Origin of the sequence: Bradyrhizobium sp. AUGA SZCCT0160 (genome assembly GCF_018130105.1) — a bacterium.
Classification (GTDB): Bacteria; Pseudomonadota; Alphaproteobacteria; order Rhizobiales; family Xanthobacteraceae; genus Bradyrhizobium.
The window spans coordinates 33,853-49,138 of record NZ_JAFCMD010000003.1; the positions used below are offsets into that span (position 1 = coordinate 33,853).

Below are 15,286 nucleotides of genomic sequence, written 5' to 3' on the forward strand. Positions count from 1 at the left end.
CGCCAAATGTCCGCCCTCGGCGCCAGGTGGCAAACCGGTCCTCATGCGGCGTCGGAGATACTTTCTTTCCCGCCAACGGCGCGCGATCCCTCGATCTTCGGGTGTCCCGCGCGCTCGTGAGCGTGGGCCGTCGGCGTCCGGTCGATCAGCAGGCTAAGCAGTTCAGGACGGCTGTAGTGGCCGCGCGCGTCCATCAGTCGCTTGCGGGCGTCGATCTGCGCGAAGTCCAGATCCGCGATCACCGCGCCTTCGCCGGCCTTGAGCGGTTCGCCGATGATCTGACCATCGGGGCCGATGATCGCCGTGAAGCAGCCGCCGGAAATCGGCCCGACAGGACCGCCGGTATCTTTTGCAATCTGCGCCTGCTGCTCGGCATCGAGCCACCCTGTGGCGCTGACAACGAAGCAGCCCGATTCGAGCGCGTGCTGGCGAACATTGATTTCGGTCTGCTGCGCGAACAGGGGACCGAAGATCGACCCGGGATACATCGCCGAGTGGATCTGCTCGCCGTCGGCCATCAGCGCATAACGCGCCAAGGGAAGATAGTGCTCCCAGCAGGCGAGCTGTCCGATGCGCCCGACGGCGCTGTCGACGGCGCGCAGCCCCGAGCCGTCGCCCTGGCCCCAGATCATCCGCTCGTGATAGGTCGGCGTGATCTTGCGGCGGCGCTGGACCAGCGTGCCGTCGGCGTCGAACAGCAGCTGGGTGTTGTAGATCGTGCCGCCGTCGCGTTCATTGACGCCGATCGAGACCACCATGCCAGCCTCTCGCGCCGCCTCGCCGATCGCATCGGTCTCGGCGGACGGGATCGTCACCGACTGCTCGAGCAGACGCTGATGCTCCTTGCCGAGGGCATAGGCCGGCTGCACGAAGGAGAAATACGGGTAATAGGGAATGATGGTTTCGGGGAAGGTCGCGAACCGGACACCCTGCTTGCCGAGTTCGCGGATCTTCCTGATGACCTTCTCCACGGTCCCTTCGCGGCTGTACAACACGGGGCTGATCTGCACGGCGGCGGCTCTGACGATGACGCTCATGTTGCTGGTCCTTCTGTTCTGACTTGTTCGCGGACTATGCCGCCTTCAAACTCTCGATTGCTACCTGCGGCGTGTTGCGAAAGCTGATGGCGAGGCGGTTGTAGGCGTTCATCAGGCCGATCGCGATCGTGAGGTCGACGAGCTCCCGCTCCTCGAACACGGCGCGGGCGGCCTGATACGCGTCATCCGGCACGCCGGTATCGGCGACACGGGTCACGGTCTCGGCCCATGCCAGGGCGGCGCGTTCGCGCGCATCGAACAGATTGCCGGCTTCCGCCCAGGCCTGCAGCAGCGCGAGCTTCTCGATCTTCTGCCCCTTCTTGAGCAGGTCGCGCGTGTGCATGTCCAGGCAATAGGCGCAGTTGTTGATCTGGGAAATCCGCAAGTAGACCAGGTCGACCAGCGTGGAGGAAAGGCCACTCTGCATGACGTAGCCATAGACGCCGCCCAGCGCTTTCACGCCTGCCGGTGCAATCTGATTGTAGTCCAATCGCTTGCTCATGTTCGTGCTCCTTCTGTCCGGAATGGCAGATCAATTGCGAATGATGGTCTTCAGCGAGTCGACGAGCACCCAGAAGGAGGCGGCGAACAGGCCGACATCTTTCAGGAGGAACTGACCCGGCGCGACCGAGATCGCGGGGAAGCCGAGCTCGGGCACGACGACGCCGGGCGTCGAGATCATGAAGCTCAGGGTCGTGACGAAGAGCCCGGCCGAGAGCAGGCCGCCGGCCGCGGAAAAGATCGGGCTCGCCAATCTGAGGGCGATCAAGAGCCCGATGCTGAGCTCGACAAAACCGAGGAAGGTGGAGAAACCGCGGACCGAAAGCAGGGCATAGAACCAGCCGACGAGCGGACTGTTCTCTACCAGCGGCACCAGCCCGTTGGCCTCGTATTCGGTAAACTTCATCCCGCCGAACCAGGCGTAGATGACCGCGAGCGAAACATAGAGCCCGGCGCGGCTGACCGGCTCGGCGTAGGCGAGCAGGTGTTCGGCATGATCACGCCAGCGGACAAATGGGCTTAGTGCCGGGGTCGGAAGCTGAGTTGCAATGTATGACATGGTGAACTCCGTTGTCAGGGTGCTGCTGGTTTCAATTCAATGTTCGGCTGAATTTGTTGCTAGGCGCTGATGCGCTCGTGGTTGCGCAGGTTGTAGCGGGGGGCCGCGATGGCGCTCGAAATCTTGTCCGACATCGCGCGGCGCGCCGCCTCATAACGATCCCATTCCGCCTGGTTGGGCAGCGACGGGATGGTCACGGTCTCGCCAAGGTCGAGGCCCGCGAGGGCGGCGTCGACCAGGTCGTTGGCCGACATCACCATCTGCTGCGGCAAATGATGAACCGGCATGCCGGCGACATCCCAGAATTCGGTGGCCGTCGCGCCCGGCAGCACCGCCTGCACGCGGACGCCCTTGCCCGTGAGCTCGTGAACCAGCGAGTGGTTGAACGCGAGCACGAACGCTTTCGTGCCGCCGTAGACACCGTTCAGCACCTCCGGCGCGATCGCGACGATCGATGAAATGTTGATGATCGTGCCGTTGCCGCGGGCAACAAATCCCGGCGCCGCCGCATAGGTCAGCCGCGTCAGCGCGGTGACGTTCAGGCTGATCATGTCCTCCATCTTGTCGATGTCGGAGGAGACCAGCGGCCCCGTGGCGCCGACGCCGGCATTGTTGACGAGCATGGAGATGCCGGCGTTGGTCCGCAGGATGTCCCCGACGCGCCCAAGATCCGCAGCGACGGTGAGATCGGCTTCGACCGTCTCGACGTTGCGGCCGGTATCGCCGGCGATCCGGCGCGCCAGGGAGGCGAGCCGGTCCTTGTTGCGGGCGACCAGAATAAGGTCGTGGCCGCGCTTGGCCAGCCGGTCGGCGTAGATGGCGCCGATGCCCGTCGATGCGCCGGTGATGAAGGCGATGCCTTTGGATTGGATCGAGGTCATGTCGGTCTCCTGGAATTCGGGTTGGGGCCAGTCCGTTGCTGTGCGTCCGTAACTAGACCCTTCCGAAAACGATGGGTATCTGGTAAAATCGAGAAAGACCCTTCCACAAAATGGAAACATCCAATGGACCGCTTCGAAGCCATGTCGGTGGTGCTGGCGGTTGCCGAGGCCGGCAGTTTGTCGGCGGCGGCGCGCCGGCAGAAAACGCCGCTCGCAACGGTCAGCCGGAAAGTCTCCGAGCTCGAAGCGCACCTGGAGACCAAGCTGTTCAACCGCTCGAGCCGTGCGCTCGTGCCGACGGATGCGGGACGCTCCTACATCGCCGCAGCGAAGCGGATTCTCGCCGATGTGGCGGAAGCCGAACGCGCCGCCTCCGGCGAGTACACGACGCCGCGCGGCGATCTCTGCGTATCGGCGCCGGTCGCCCTCGGCCGCATGTATCTACAACCGGTCCTGGCGGAGTTTCTGGCGACATTTCCGGAGGTCGACGTCCAGCTCTCGTTGCAGGACCGCGCGGCCAATCTGCTGGAGGAGCACGTCGATGTTGCCCTCCGCATCGGCGCCCTTCACGGCACCTTTGCCGACAGCAGTCTGATCGCAGTGCGGATCGGAGAAATTCGGCGCGTGATGTGCGCGAGCCCCGCCTACCTGAAATCTCGCGGGACGCCCAGATCGCCCGAAGACCTGTCGAGGCACGACTGCATCAGCTATCCGCCGCTTCAATCGCCATCGTCGTGGAGATTTAGCCGGGACAAGGCTGAATACGTCGTGCCCGTGCGGTCGCGGCTCGTCGTAAGCAACCTCGAGTCGGCCTGCGATGCCGCGCGTGCCGGCATTGGAATCACCGAAGCGTTTTCCTACCACGTCGCCGAAGCGATCAAATCGGGAGATCTCACGCCGCTGCTTCAGGATTTTCAGCCGCCACCGCAGCCCGTTGGCTTTGTCTACTCGCCAAATCGCTTCATGCCGGTCAAATTGCGCGCTTTCCTTGACTTCATGATACCGCGCCTCAGGGCGCGGCTCGGCGACCCGCCGAAACGCGCCGCGCCGCGCGGGCGAACGGGGTCAGCGCCAGCGGGTTGAGGAGAGTTCAATCTTCGTTGCCGCGAGTGTTTGGCCAATCCCGACGGCCGGATCCAGGCCGCCTTCGACGTGATCGGGCTGTCCGGCTGGGCACCGCATGAAATCCAGTCAAAACCGAGCTAGGCCCGGCGGAAGCCTCGAGGCAGCGGTAAAGTGGACGTCGAAGCAGGCCTGCCGTACGAATAGCTCTGCCGCGCCATCAGGACATTGCTTGCAGCAGGGCTGCGATCTTGATGGTCGCAAAGTTGGAGTAGGTGTCGGAGATGGCGTAGGGCAAAATGATCTGGTCATTGTGGCGCATCGCGCCGCAGGTATAGACCACGTTGGGAACATAGCCCTCACGCTCGGACGCCTCCGGATGCAGCAAAGGTTCGCTTGCGCGCGCCAGCACCCGGGATGGATCATTCTTGTCGAGCAGGGCCGCGCCGATCGAATATTTCCGGACCGGCCCGACGCCGTGGGTGAGCAACAACCACCCTTCATCCAGTTCGATCGGTGACCCGCAGTTTCCGATCTGCACGAACTCCCAGGGAAATTGCGGCTTCAGGATCGCCTGACCGCCGTCCCACCGGTGCAAATCGTCCGAATAGATCAGATAAAGATTCTCGTTGTCCTGGCGCGCGATCATGGCGTATTTGCCCTCGATCCTGCGCGGGAACAGCGCCATGCCCTTGTTGTGCGCGGCCGTCCCTTGCAGCGGCGACATTCGAAAGGACTGAAAGTCACTGGTCTCGATCAACTCGGATCGGATCGCCCTGCCGCTATAGGCGGTATAGGTGGCATAGTAGGTTTTCCGGCCGCCATCGCTGAACTCGACAAACCGGGCGTCTTCAATACCGTTCGACTGGGAATCCGTGATCGGAAAGATGACACGCTCGCTGAGTTCCTCGTGCGGATTGAACGTCAATTCTACCTCGTCGCCATGTGGGCTGGCTGCGCGGAGCTTGATCCGGGGGCTGGAAGCGAGACGGACCGTTGGATCGACAGTCAGGCTGCCATCGGCTGCGACCGTGCCGGTGCGAAACGTCAGTGACGATACATGGCCCTCGCCGACGGCGCGCAGGCTGAGAACAAAGCGCAAGCCGCCGGTCGGGGCGTCCGATTGGTCAGGGTGCGGCACGATGCTGGGATTGAACAGCGCCGAGGCTTCGAACGAATATTCGTTCAGAAAATAAGCGCCGATCAACTGGCGCTGAATCTTGGAAAACGCGCCGTGAGCCGCCAGCGCCTGTTCCATGACGTCGGCTCGGGCCTCGAACGTCTCCAGCAGGTTGCGATGCCGGCCCTGAAAATTTTCCAGCACGTCGGCCAGCACATGGGCTGCGACCTTCGGGTCGAGTGCAAGGACGCGCTCGACGATATGATTGGCGCGGGTCTTGTCGGTCGGGTTGAGATCGCGTGGCTCAGTCGCGGGCTTGAACGGGCGTACAATCACGCGCGCGGGGTCGGGGCGCAGATAGAGCGCCTGCCGATTCATGAAGGAGGCTTGCGACAAGATGTCCTCGGTTCGCTGGAGGGAAAATGTACTCAGGCGCCGATGGCGCGAAGCGCCGCGGGCGGTGTCACGCTGACGTTGACGCGCGCCAGCTGACGAATATCGGCAAGACCGAGCAGATAGGACACGACCGACTCGCCGCCGCGGTTTTCGTTGGCGCGGTCGGGATGCAGGCCATCCCGGCAACTGCCGGTCTCGGGATCGACCAGCGCGATCGATAAATCGTTGCGGCCGAGAAACCAGGCGAAAACGTTGCTTGCGATTGTCTTCCATTCCGCGTCGCCCTCCGCGCGCCACGCGGTCAGGCAGGCCGCGATCGTCGCCGCTGCCTCTACCGGCTGCTGGTCGAACGCGCGCGGCGGTTGGCGCCGTTCGCCAAAGCCGGTGGTGCCGACGGGACGGAAATGTCCCGTCGAAGCCGTTTGTTGTGTCATCAGCCAACGCAGGGATCGCAATCCGGCAGCGAGGTAATCGGGACTTTGCGTGGCCATGCCTGTCAGCATCAAGGCTTGCGGCAGGCGCGCGTTGTCATACGCCAGGCCTTCCTCGAACCAGGTCCAGTCCGGCGTCTCGACCGACGCGAGCCCCGCCATCAACCTGTCGGCGAGAAAATGTCGGATTTCCCGGGCGCGCGCATCATCGCGAACAACGGCGCAATAGCCGTCCAGACCCAGCAGGGTGAAAGCCAATGCGCGCGGCGAACTGAAGGCCTCGACGGCCGGCAATGCCTCGGCAAACAAGGCGGCGGCCCATCGGCGTCGCGACGGGCTTGCGTCCCTGCGCGCGCACTCACCCAGCGCCCATAATGTTCGCCCATGACTGTCTTCGGAGCCGCGATCTTCGAGCCAGGTTCGATTGAAGCCCATGAAATTGCGAAAGCGTTTGGTGTCCGGATTCCACGCATGCTGCACGAAGGCGGCAAACCGGGCCGTCAAAACTTCGGACAAGCGCGTTTCGCCCGGATTGTTAAGGGCGCACGCCAGCAGCAAGGCGCGGGCATTGTCATCCACGCAATAGCCGTGGGCGCGATCGGGCACCGAATGCACCGCATGCTGGAACAGGCCGGTATCGTCGCACATGGAAAGAAAATGATCCAATTGCATGTCCGACGCCGCAGGGCTGTGCGCGATCGCGACCGGCCCGGTACGCGCCACCACCTTGAGCCAGTCACCATGGCGCGCATGTTCGAAGGTGGCCATGTAACGTTCGGCCGTACGTTCCCATGTCATCGATCGGCTGATGGTGTAGGCACGCTCGCGCATTGCCTGCCGACGCGGGGCATTGGTGAGCAATTGCGCAATTTCCTTGCCGATCGCGACCGCGTTGCCGAAGGGAACGATGACGCCACGGCCGTCATCCAGCAGCTCCAGCGCGTGCCAATACGGCGTCGACACCACCGGCTTGCCCAATCCGAAGCTGTAGGCCAGCGTCCCCGACGTCATCTGCGCCTCGTTGAGATAGGGCGTGACGTAGACATCGCACATCGAAATGAACTCTAACAATGTTGCCTGATCGACGAACTGGTCGAGGAAGACGACATGGTTCTCGACGCCAAGTTCGCGCACGCGCGTCATCAGGCTCTCGCGATAGGCTTCGCCCTGGTCGCGCACCAGATTTGGATGCGTCGCGCCGAGCACGACATAGACTGCGTCCGCGCGACGTTCCAGGATCAAGGGCATGGCGTCGATCATGACCTCGATGCCCTTGCTGGGGGAGAGCAGGCCGAACGTCAGAATGACGGAGCGGTCGCTGAATCCGAGTTTGGCCTTTGCCGCGTCGGGCTCGACAAACGGAAAGTCGGGAATGCCGTGCGCGATCACCTCGATCTTGTTGTCCGGTACGCGATAAACGCTGCGCAGCATCTCGCGGCCCTTGTTGGCCATCACGATGATCTTCGAAGAAGCATCGACGATGCGCTCCATGACCGCACGCTGGGCGGCGGTCGGCTTGGCCAGCACCGTGTGCAGCGTGGTGATGACAGGCATGCTGAGGCGTGAAAGCAGCTCGAGGATGTGGCCGCCGGCTTCGCCGCCGAAGATTCCGAATTCATGTTGCAGGCAGACGACGTCGAACCGGCCGGCATTCAGGAACGCCGCGGCACGCACATAGTCTTCAATGGTGTCATCCTTGATCTGCAAGGCAACCGAAGCGGGATAGTCATAGGCTTGTCCGTGGTCGTTCATTGCGACAATGCTGACCTCCAGATCCGGCCGTGAACTGGAAAGCGCGCGTTCCAGATCGGTCGTGAAGGTGGCGATACCGCAGCGGCGGGGCAGCGAATTGCCGATGACGGCGATGCGGCGAAGCGGCGTCATGTTCGCGGCTCCTTGGCGCCTTCAAACTGCGGAACAGCAGGAGCAGTCGGATTGGCAGCATTGCCCGGCGTTTCACCAAGCCGTTGCAACAGGGAATCGATCGGCCGGCTCGCCGGATACGCGATCAAGGCACTCAATCCATGGCTGCCGACCTCGATGCTGGTGCGTCCGCCGGCAACGAAGACGGCTTCCCCGATCGAGGCCGCGGCCAGTCCAATGGCGGCGTGACCGCTGAGAACGAGAATCCAGGTTTCCGGTTCGGCAACCAGCGCCCAGCTTGAACCCTCGGGGAGTTCAGCGCGCTCGAGAACGAAATGCCGGCTGGCGACGAGGACCGTTCGGTCCGCGGTAAGGCGGGTCGGATTGCAGGGCATTCGAAGCGGCCATGGGTGAGCGACCGCGACCCCGTCGTCTTCGTGCAATTCGCGCTGCCGGCCATAGTCGAACAGGCGGAATGTCGCGTCACTGCGCTGCTGAATTTCTGCGAGCACAATACCGGCGCCGATGGCGTGGATGGTGCCGGCCGGGATGTAGATGACGTCGTCTTTCGCAACCGGTCGCCAGTGCATCAGTTCGGCGATCGAACCGTCCTGGATGGACGCACGCAATTGCTGTGGCGTTATTTGGTGCTTTAGTCCCGCGCCGATCTGCGCATCGGGCTGAGCCGAGAGGATATACCACGCCTCGCTCTTGCCGTTCGGCATCCCCATCGCGCGTGCGAAAGTGTCGTCCGGATGGACCTGGATCGACAAGGGTTCGCTGGTGAATAGCAGCTTGAGGAGCAAGGCCGGGGCAGGCGCATCCTTGGCCGCCCGCTCGAACCACAGCTCGCCGATGGCGTCACCAGACCCGTCAATAGTGCTCCAGGGGTGCAGATCACGGGCCCCCCAGGGCTTGTGGACGACCCGCACGGCGGCATGTTCGGTAGGCATAGGATGTCCTGACCCATGACGCGCACGTCAGGGCGACGTGCCGTTGGCCGCTATCGTCGTTAGGATTTGGCATGGCTAAGGCGTCGCGTATCCGGACTTAATGCGGATCGGACGCTGCGTGTTCCTTAGGTGGCTACTTCATCACGCGATTACAACCTGCCGCGGCCTGTTTACTCTCCTTCTCCTCAACCGGGGGCGGTCGCGAAACGCAGCATCGATTGCCGAAAGACGCTGTCAATGCGTCTAACAAGGGAACCGGCACCGTTAGGATTGGTCGAGTGTCGATGGGGCGCCAGACTTCGGTCCCCAGGAGGGACGAGGTCCGGTCCATGCCGGGAGAGCATCCCATTCGGCCCATCGCATGCGACGCTCCTCATTTCCAACCCTGACAAAAACGAAGGCAGCGTCATCGCTGCCTGTTTTTGATCCGGCGAACATGGCCGGCACGCCATACGCGTTCCTGACAGTTGCTTTGTTGGCCATTGCGACTTTCTGACGGGTTTTGTTCTGCGGTCTCGCGTGGACGGATCAAACTTGAAAAATGACCGCGGCGGCGATCAGCATGACGAAAAAGTTCGGCAGCAGCACCGGAGGCACCAGCCACTCACGGAAGTCGGATGTTGGAGAATTTGACAATGGACCGCCTGCTTGGTTGAGGCGGGAGCGCAACGCTCTCAGTCATCGATAACTGCCGGGGGCGCGCGATGATGTTCCACATATAGTCTCATTTTCCCAAATAGCGAGATGACAACCGGTGTATTTCAACATTTGTTTGGACGATGCCTGCGGCGCCGTCGGATATTCGTTAACTGCATGTGCTTACAGTTTCTGCACATGGCCACGATTTGTGTTCGTGAACGGATTGGCGGGATACGTGCAGCAGATCGAAACCAATGACCCCACCGAGGCCCGACGCAGCCGCTACGCCCAGTATCGAGGACTCTACCTCATTGGCTTGAGGAAGGACCAATCCTCGTTTCGGCTGCAACGGCGCTTTCGCTTGCTATGACCGTGATCGGCAGGCCTTCGTAGGGCGGGTTCGCTTTAACCCGCCGGCTTGATTGCGGGATGGCGGGTTAAAGAGAACCCGCCCTACGGACTACGCGTGTCGGAATTGCTTAGCTGGATTGCCAACGCCAACTGCGTTGCCTCGCCCGCAAGCGCAATCTTGCGGTCCGGGTGCGGCAAATCAACCCGACGGGCAAATCACTTACGATTTGCAGAAATCGTGTCAAGTCCAAAATTTCCGTAAATCAAAAATATTTCTGTTGTCGTCCGGCCCAAATCAGTGCGCATCTATCGCCATCCCGTCCCATTCAGAGGGGCGTTGGCCATCGTCACGACGAGGGGCGGGTTGCGGTGGACGTAACAGTTGCGATTGACGGTCGCGGCTGAAGCGTACGGCGAAAGCGTGTGGTCCTGGCGCCCGTAACGGCGTCAAGTCCTGCGGGAGCCAACGCTTCCGGGGGCGACGGTGGCAATAGAGGCCGTCTCACCGGGGAGAGCGCGTCATAAGCCGTAAAGCCACTGCGCAGGGAAGGCCGGGTGTTCTCCGCTGCCCTGTATGCTCGTGTGCAGCTTCTTTAGCACAGAACGCACGCGAGACCGCGGGTGCAGCGCGCACCCGGTCTTCCCTGCGCCCTCTGATTTCGAGGGCAAGGAATTTCTGGCAAAGCTCGGGCGCAATGCGTCGCGAGAATGCTAACGCACATTCAACTGTCATCGCCCGGCTTGACCGGGCGACCCAGTATTCCAGAGGCCGCAATGGTTGAATCGAGAGACCGCGGCGTACTGGGTCCCCCGCTTTCGCGGAGGACGACAGCTGTGGGTGACCGCGCGCTCACCTCACAACAGCAAATCCAGCAGATGCGGGATCAGCGGAATGTCCGCGGGCGGCATCGGGTAGTCGCGCAGTTTGCCCGCGCGCACCCAGGCCAGTTGCTGGCCTTCGCGGGCGATCACCTGGCCTTCCCAGCGCCGGCAGATATAGAGCGGCATCAGGAGATGGAAGGTCTCGTAGGCGTGGCTGGCAAAGGTCAGCGGCGCCAGGCATGGCTCGCTGACGTCGATGCCGATCTCTTCATGCAGTTCGCGGATCAGCGTCTGCTCGGGTCGTTCGCCGGGCTCGACCTTGCCGCCGGGAAATTCCCACAGGCCCGCGAGCGCCTTGCCTTCCGGACGCTGCGCCAGCAGCACCCGTTTGTCGGCGTCGACCAGCGCGCAGGCGACGACGAGGGTGAGTTTGATGTCAGCCATGCACAAGAACTAATCAGAAAACCGCGGGGGTGCCGCACGCCATTCATTAACCAGCAATCGTCGCGAGGCCAAACGGTTTGTTCAGCGTAGCGAAGGATAGATGCTTATAAGTTATAAGTTAATCTCTCGATGGCAAGATGTGCGCAAGACCGGCCCAGAACAGGCATCCTATGCGCGCTTTCACTTCTCTGCTCAACCGCTTTCGTTGCGACCGCTCCGGCAATATCGCCGTAATATTTGCGATTGCGTCGCTGCCCATCATATCGGCGGTCGGATGTGCGGTCGACTATTCGCGGGCCACCCAGCTGCGCAGCAAATTGCAGGCGGCGATCGACGCGGCCAGCGTCGGCTCGGTCGCCAAGAGCGCGCCCGGCTTCATCGCCGCGGGATCGATGACCTCGGATGGGCCGATCCCGGCCGGCGTCACCGACGCCACCAATATCTTCAACGCCAACATGAACGGCGTGGTCGGCTACACACTCACCAGCATGACGCCGGCAATGACGAAGGCCGGGAACATCATCACCTCGAAGGTTCAGTTCTCCGCCACGGTCCCGATGATGTTTCTCGGCGTGATCGGCAAGACCAGTGTCACCGTAACCGGCTCGTCGACCGCCACCACGAGCATGCCGCTCTATATCGATTTCTATCTGCTGATGGACAATTCGCCGTCGATGGGCGTCGGCGCGACGCCGGCCGACGTCAGCAAGATGGTCAACAATACCTCGGACAAGTGTGCGTTTGCCTGTCACGATCTCAATAACAAAAATAACTACTACAAGCTTGCCAAAACCCTCGGCGTGACCACGCGGATCGACGTGCTGCGCAGCGCGACCGAGCAGCTGATGGACACGGCGGCCGCGACCCAGACCTATTCGAGCCAGTTCCGGATGGCGATCTACGATTTCGGCGCATCGGCGGGCTCGGCCGGGCTAAGAGCCCTGTTTTCGCTGTCGTCCAGCCTGTCGAGCGCCAAGAGCGCGGCCGGCAACATCGACCTGATGACCGTCAAGGGCCAGAATGAGAACAACGACCAGGATACCCAGTTCACCAATATCATGCCCGCGATCAACAGCGTGATCAGCGCGCCCGGCGCCGGCACGTCCTCGGCGCCGCTGAAGTATCTGTTTTTCGTGTCGGATGGCGTCGCCGACGAGTACAATCCGGGAGGATGCATCAAGCCGACCACCAGCAGCGGGCGCTGCCAGTCGCCGCTCAACGCGGCGCTCTGCACGGCGATCAAGGCTCGCGGCATCAAGATCGCCGTGCTCTACACCACCTATCTCGCGCTGCCGACCAACGCCTGGTACAATACGTGGATCGCGCCGTTCAATGCCGGGCCCTACGGGCCGTCGCCGAACAGCCAGATCGCGCAGAACATGCAGAGCTGCGCCTCGACCGGATTGTACTTCGAGGTCAGCCCGACGCAGGGCATTGCGGAAGCGATGAACGCGTTGTTCAAAAAAGCGATCGCCGACGCGCGGATCAGCAGCTGACGCGGGCTCGACTGGTCAATCCGTCATTGCGAGCGAAGCGAAGCAATCCATGGTGCGGCGTAACGGATAGATGGATTGCTTCGTCGCTTACGCTCCCTTGCGCAAACGCTTCGCGTTGGTCGCAGGCAATGACGGCAATGTCTACGACCGGTAATCGCCGTTGATGGCGACGTATTCCTTGGTGAGGTCGCAGGTCAGCACGCGGTCGCGGCCCTTACCGAGGCCGAGCGCGACCTTGATCTGAATCTTCGGAGCCTTCATCGCCTCGGAAACCTCCGCCTCGTTGTAGGACGGATCGCGCGCGCCGCTTTTGGCGACGCGGATGCCGTTGAACGAGATCGACAGCTTGTCGCGGTTGGCGGGCTCGCCGGCCTTGCCGACCGCCATCACCACGCGGCCCCAATTGGCGTCCTCGCCGGCGATCGCGGTCTTGACCAGCGGCGAATTCGCAATCGACATCGCGATCCGGCGCGCGGAGATGTTGGTGGTCGCGCCCTCGACGATGACCTCGACCAGTTTTCGCGCGCCTTCGCCGTCGCGGGCGACTTGCTCGGCAAGATCGGCGAGCACCGCGCGGAACGCCTTGGTGAAGGCCTTCAGCCTCGGGTCGCCGGCGCGGGTGATTTTGGGCGCGCCGGCGGCGGCGGCCGTCCCGGTTGCAAACGCCAGCAGCGTGTCCGATGTCGAGGTGTCGCTGTCGATGGTCAGCGCATTGAAGGTATCCTGGACGCCGCTCTTGAGTAGCGCTTGCAGCACGGCCGACGACAGCGGCGCGTCGGTGAACACGAAGGACAGCATGGTCGCCATGTCGGGCGCGATCATGCCGGCGCCCTTGGCCATGCCGTTGATGGTGACCTTGGCCTTGCCGAGTTTCACGGTCGCGGTCGCGACCTTCGGAAAGGTGTCGGTGGTCATGATCGCCCGGGCCGCGCCCATCCAGTCCGCAGGCGCAGCGCTGTCGGCCAGCGTGCCCAGCACGCCGTCGAATTTGCTGGCGTCAAGCGGCTCGCCGATCACGCCGGTGGAGGCGAGAAACACCTCATTTGGTTTGCACCCCACAGCCTTGGCGGCAATCGACGCCGTCAAGGTCGTGGCCTGCCGTCCGGTCTTGCCGGTGAAGGCATTGGCATTGCCGGAATTCACCACCAGCGCGCGCGCAAGTCCTCCCTTGGAAGAACCTGCGCCTTTGAGCTGGGCGCGGCACCATTCCACCGGGGCGCTTGGGCATTTCGATTGGGTGAAGACACCGGCCGCATTCGTCCCCTTGTCCATGATCGCGAGCAGCACGTCGGTGCGCCCCTTGTAGCGGATGCCGGCGGCGGCCGTGGCAAGCCGCACGCCCCCGATCACGGGCATGTCGGGGACTTCGGTTGGTGCGAGGGGGGAAACGGCTGATGACATGGGGGCGCCTTATCGACAGGAAGATTGGAAGCGATGGGGCCGGATCCAGCAGGATTCGCGGCCAGCCACGTCTTCAGCATCCGTTGATGAAGGCCCTAAGACATGGATGCCCGGCACACCTGAGTGGGCCGGGCATGATGCCTAAATACTGAAGTCGGGCGGCGAAGTCGATTTTATTTCTTCGCCGGCGCCATCTTGGAGGCGTCGGGCTTAGCAGCCTCGGCCGGCTTCGCCGCCGGCTCGGCCGGCTTGTCCATGCGCTCGACCTTGGCGGCCTCGCGCAGCTTGGCCACGTAATCGGCCTGCGCCTTGCGCGTCACGTAGGTTTCGATCTGGGGCTTGACCTGCTCGAAGTCGGGCGCCTTGCGGTTGCGCTTTTCCTCGACCTTGATGATGTGCCAGCCGAACTGCGACTTGACGGGATCGGAGATCTTGCCGGGCTCGAGCACGAACGCCACGGCCGAGAATTCCGGCACCATCTGCTCCTTGGTGAAGAAGCCGAGGTCGCCGCCGTCGGAGGCGCCGGGGTCCTTGGACTTTTTCTTGGCGAGATCGGCGAAATCGGCGCCCTTTTTCAGCTCTTCCGCGATCGCCTTGGCCTCGTCCTCGGTCTCGACCAGGATGTGCCGGGCGCGAACCTCGGCTTCGCCGGTGATCTGCTTGGAGGCCTCCTCATAGACCTTTTTCATGGCCTCTTCGGTGGTTGCCGCCTTACCTTCGGTGGCCAGCAGGCTGTCCATCAACAGACGGCTGCGCGTGAACGCCATGCGCCGCTTGAAGTCCTCGGAATTCTCGACCTTTTTGTCCTCGGCGGCCTTGGCGACGATCTTGAGGTCGATCAGGAAGGCCAGCACGTTGTCCTTCTTGGTCGCCGGGTCCATCTGGGCGAGGCTCGGGCCAAGTTCCTCTTCGGCCAGCGCGACGTCGCTCTGACGGATCTCCACGCCGTTAACCTTCGCCAGAACGGGGTTGTCCTGGGCGCGGGCCGGCACGCCGGCGGCCAGAACCGCAGCCAGGCAGGTCGTCAGGGCCAGGGAGGCCAAGCCGAAGCGCAGGCCGGTTTTCGTTTCCGGGAACGGGGAGGTCATGCAAAATCCTTGTCTTGAAGATGGGAATGCCAAAAGGCGGCGGGACACTCGCCCAATCATGGCACCTTGGCAACGCGAAAAGTCTGTCAAAATGATGAATTCCTTGACATCTTGGCGGCGTTGACAAGGCTCAAGCCCAGCCATATCTCTGCCGGAACCAATCGATGGCGATAGCGCTTATTTTACTGGGCTTTTTGCCGTTGAACCTTAGCTTGCCTGAATCCCACTCACTTGGCGGATGA

The 15,286-nt window shown here is 62.5% G+C and carries 12 protein-coding genes; 2 read left to right on the forward strand and 10 right to left on the reverse strand.

Going from position 1 to position 15,286, the window contains the following annotated elements:
* Positions 1–41: 41 nt before the first annotated feature.
* The 4 genes from JQ558_RS06370 to JQ558_RS06385 are packed head-to-tail and all read right to left on the reverse strand — an operon-like array spanning position 42 to position 2,978.
* On the reverse strand, positions 42–1,037 hold the full coding sequence (locus tag JQ558_RS06370) for a nitrilase-related carbon-nitrogen hydrolase (RefSeq protein ID WP_212293131.1): 996 nt from the start codon (positions 1,035–1,037) through the stop codon (positions 42–44).
* Positions 1,038–1,071: 34 nt separating this feature from the next.
* The gene (locus tag JQ558_RS06375) at positions 1,072–1,539 is read right to left on the reverse strand and encodes a carboxymuconolactone decarboxylase family protein (protein ID WP_212293132.1); all 468 of its coding nucleotides are present in this window, start codon (positions 1,537–1,539) and stop codon (positions 1,072–1,074) included.
* 30 nt (positions 1,540–1,569) lie between these two features.
* Positions 1,570–2,097, reverse strand: coding sequence for a YkgB family protein (locus JQ558_RS06380; RefSeq protein ID WP_212293133.1), 528 nt, complete (start codon positions 2,095–2,097; stop codon positions 1,570–1,572).
* 59 nt (positions 2,098–2,156) lie between these two features.
* Positions 2,157–2,978, reverse strand: coding sequence for an SDR family oxidoreductase (locus JQ558_RS06385; protein ID WP_212293134.1), 822 nt, complete (start codon positions 2,976–2,978; stop codon positions 2,157–2,159).
* Between the two features lie 123 nt (positions 2,979–3,101).
* On the opposite strand from JQ558_RS06385, the gene JQ558_RS06390 reads away from it, so the two are divergent.
* A complete protein-coding gene (locus JQ558_RS06390) occupies positions 3,102–4,061 on the forward strand; it encodes a LysR family transcriptional regulator (protein ID WP_212293135.1) in 960 nt (319 codons plus the stop codon).
* Positions 4,062–4,260: 199 nt separating this feature from the next.
* Here JQ558_RS06390 and JQ558_RS06395 read toward each other — a convergent pair whose 3' ends face one another.
* The 4 genes from JQ558_RS06395 to JQ558_RS06410 all read right to left on the reverse strand — a co-directional run bounded on the left by JQ558_RS06395 (position 4,261) and on the right by JQ558_RS06410 (position 11,059).
* Entirely contained in the window at positions 4,261–5,538 is a 1,278-nt protein-coding gene (locus JQ558_RS06395) for a glycoside hydrolase family 130 protein (protein WP_212293136.1), read from the reverse strand.
* Between the two features lie 50 nt (positions 5,539–5,588).
* On the reverse strand, positions 5,589–7,871 hold the full coding sequence (locus JQ558_RS06400) for a glycosyltransferase family 4 protein (protein WP_212293137.1): 2,283 nt from the start codon (positions 7,869–7,871) through the stop codon (positions 5,589–5,591).
* A complete protein-coding gene (locus JQ558_RS06405; RefSeq protein ID WP_212293138.1) occupies positions 7,868–8,803 on the reverse strand; it encodes a class I mannose-6-phosphate isomerase in 936 nt (311 codons plus the stop codon). Before JQ558_RS06405 ends, JQ558_RS06400 begins: the two co-directional genes overlap by 4 nt.
* A gap of 1,845 nt (positions 8,804–10,648) precedes the next feature.
* The gene (locus tag JQ558_RS06410; protein ID WP_212035802.1) at positions 10,649–11,059 is read right to left on the reverse strand and encodes a (deoxy)nucleoside triphosphate pyrophosphohydrolase; all 411 of its coding nucleotides are present in this window, start codon (positions 11,057–11,059) and stop codon (positions 10,649–10,651) included.
* A 170-nt stretch (positions 11,060–11,229) separates the two neighbouring features.
* Between JQ558_RS06410 and JQ558_RS06415 the strand changes: the two genes are divergently transcribed.
* Entirely contained in the window at positions 11,230–12,555 is a 1,326-nt protein-coding gene (locus JQ558_RS06415) for a TadE/TadG family type IV pilus assembly protein (protein WP_212293139.1), read from the forward strand.
* A 141-nt stretch (positions 12,556–12,696) separates the two neighbouring features.
* Here JQ558_RS06415 and argJ read toward each other — a convergent pair whose 3' ends face one another.
* Together argJ and JQ558_RS06425 are read right to left on the reverse strand one after the other, a co-directional pair.
* Entirely contained in the window at positions 12,697–13,956 is a 1,260-nt protein-coding gene (argJ, locus tag JQ558_RS06420; protein WP_212293140.1) for a bifunctional glutamate N-acetyltransferase/amino-acid acetyltransferase ArgJ, read from the reverse strand.
* Between the two features lie 173 nt (positions 13,957–14,129).
* Positions 14,130–15,044, reverse strand: coding sequence for a peptidylprolyl isomerase (locus JQ558_RS06425; RefSeq protein WP_212213893.1), 915 nt, complete (start codon positions 15,042–15,044; stop codon positions 14,130–14,132).
* Positions 15,045–15,286 lie beyond the last annotated feature (242 nt).

Coding starts and splice junctions, on each gene's coding strand:
- JQ558_RS06370 (WP_212293131.1), bottom strand. CDS start 1,037: ATGAGCGTCATCGTCAGAGCCGCCGCCGTGCAGATCAGCCCCGTGTTG.
- JQ558_RS06375 (WP_212293132.1), bottom strand. CDS start 1,539: ATGAGCAAGCGATTGGACTACAATCAGATTGCACCGGCAGGCGTGAAA.
- JQ558_RS06380 (WP_212293133.1), bottom strand. CDS start 2,097: ATGTCATACATTGCAACTCAGCTTCCGACCCCGGCACTAAGCCCATTT.
- JQ558_RS06385 (WP_212293134.1), bottom strand. CDS start 2,978: ATGACCTCGATCCAATCCAAAGGCATCGCCTTCATCACCGGCGCATCG.
- JQ558_RS06390 (WP_212293135.1), top strand. CDS start 3,102: ATGGACCGCTTCGAAGCCATGTCGGTGGTGCTGGCGGTTGCCGAGGCC.
- JQ558_RS06395 (WP_212293136.1), bottom strand. CDS start 5,538: ATGAATCGGCAGGCGCTCTATCTGCGCCCCGACCCCGCGCGCGTGATT.
- JQ558_RS06400 (WP_212293137.1), bottom strand. CDS start 7,871: ATGACGCCGCTTCGCCGCATCGCCGTCATCGGCAATTCGCTGCCCCGC.
- JQ558_RS06405 (WP_212293138.1), bottom strand. CDS start 8,803: ATGCCTACCGAACATGCCGCCGTGCGGGTCGTCCACAAGCCCTGGGGG.
- JQ558_RS06410 (WP_212035802.1), bottom strand. CDS start 11,059: ATGGCTGACATCAAACTCACCCTCGTCGTCGCCTGCGCGCTGGTCGAC.
- JQ558_RS06415 (WP_212293139.1), top strand. CDS start 11,230: ATGCGCGCTTTCACTTCTCTGCTCAACCGCTTTCGTTGCGACCGCTCC.
- argJ (WP_212293140.1), bottom strand. CDS start 13,956: ATGTCATCAGCCGTTTCCCCCCTCGCACCAACCGAAGTCCCCGACATG.
- JQ558_RS06425 (WP_212213893.1), bottom strand. CDS start 15,044: ATGACCTCCCCGTTCCCGGAAACGAAAACCGGCCTGCGCTTCGGCTTG.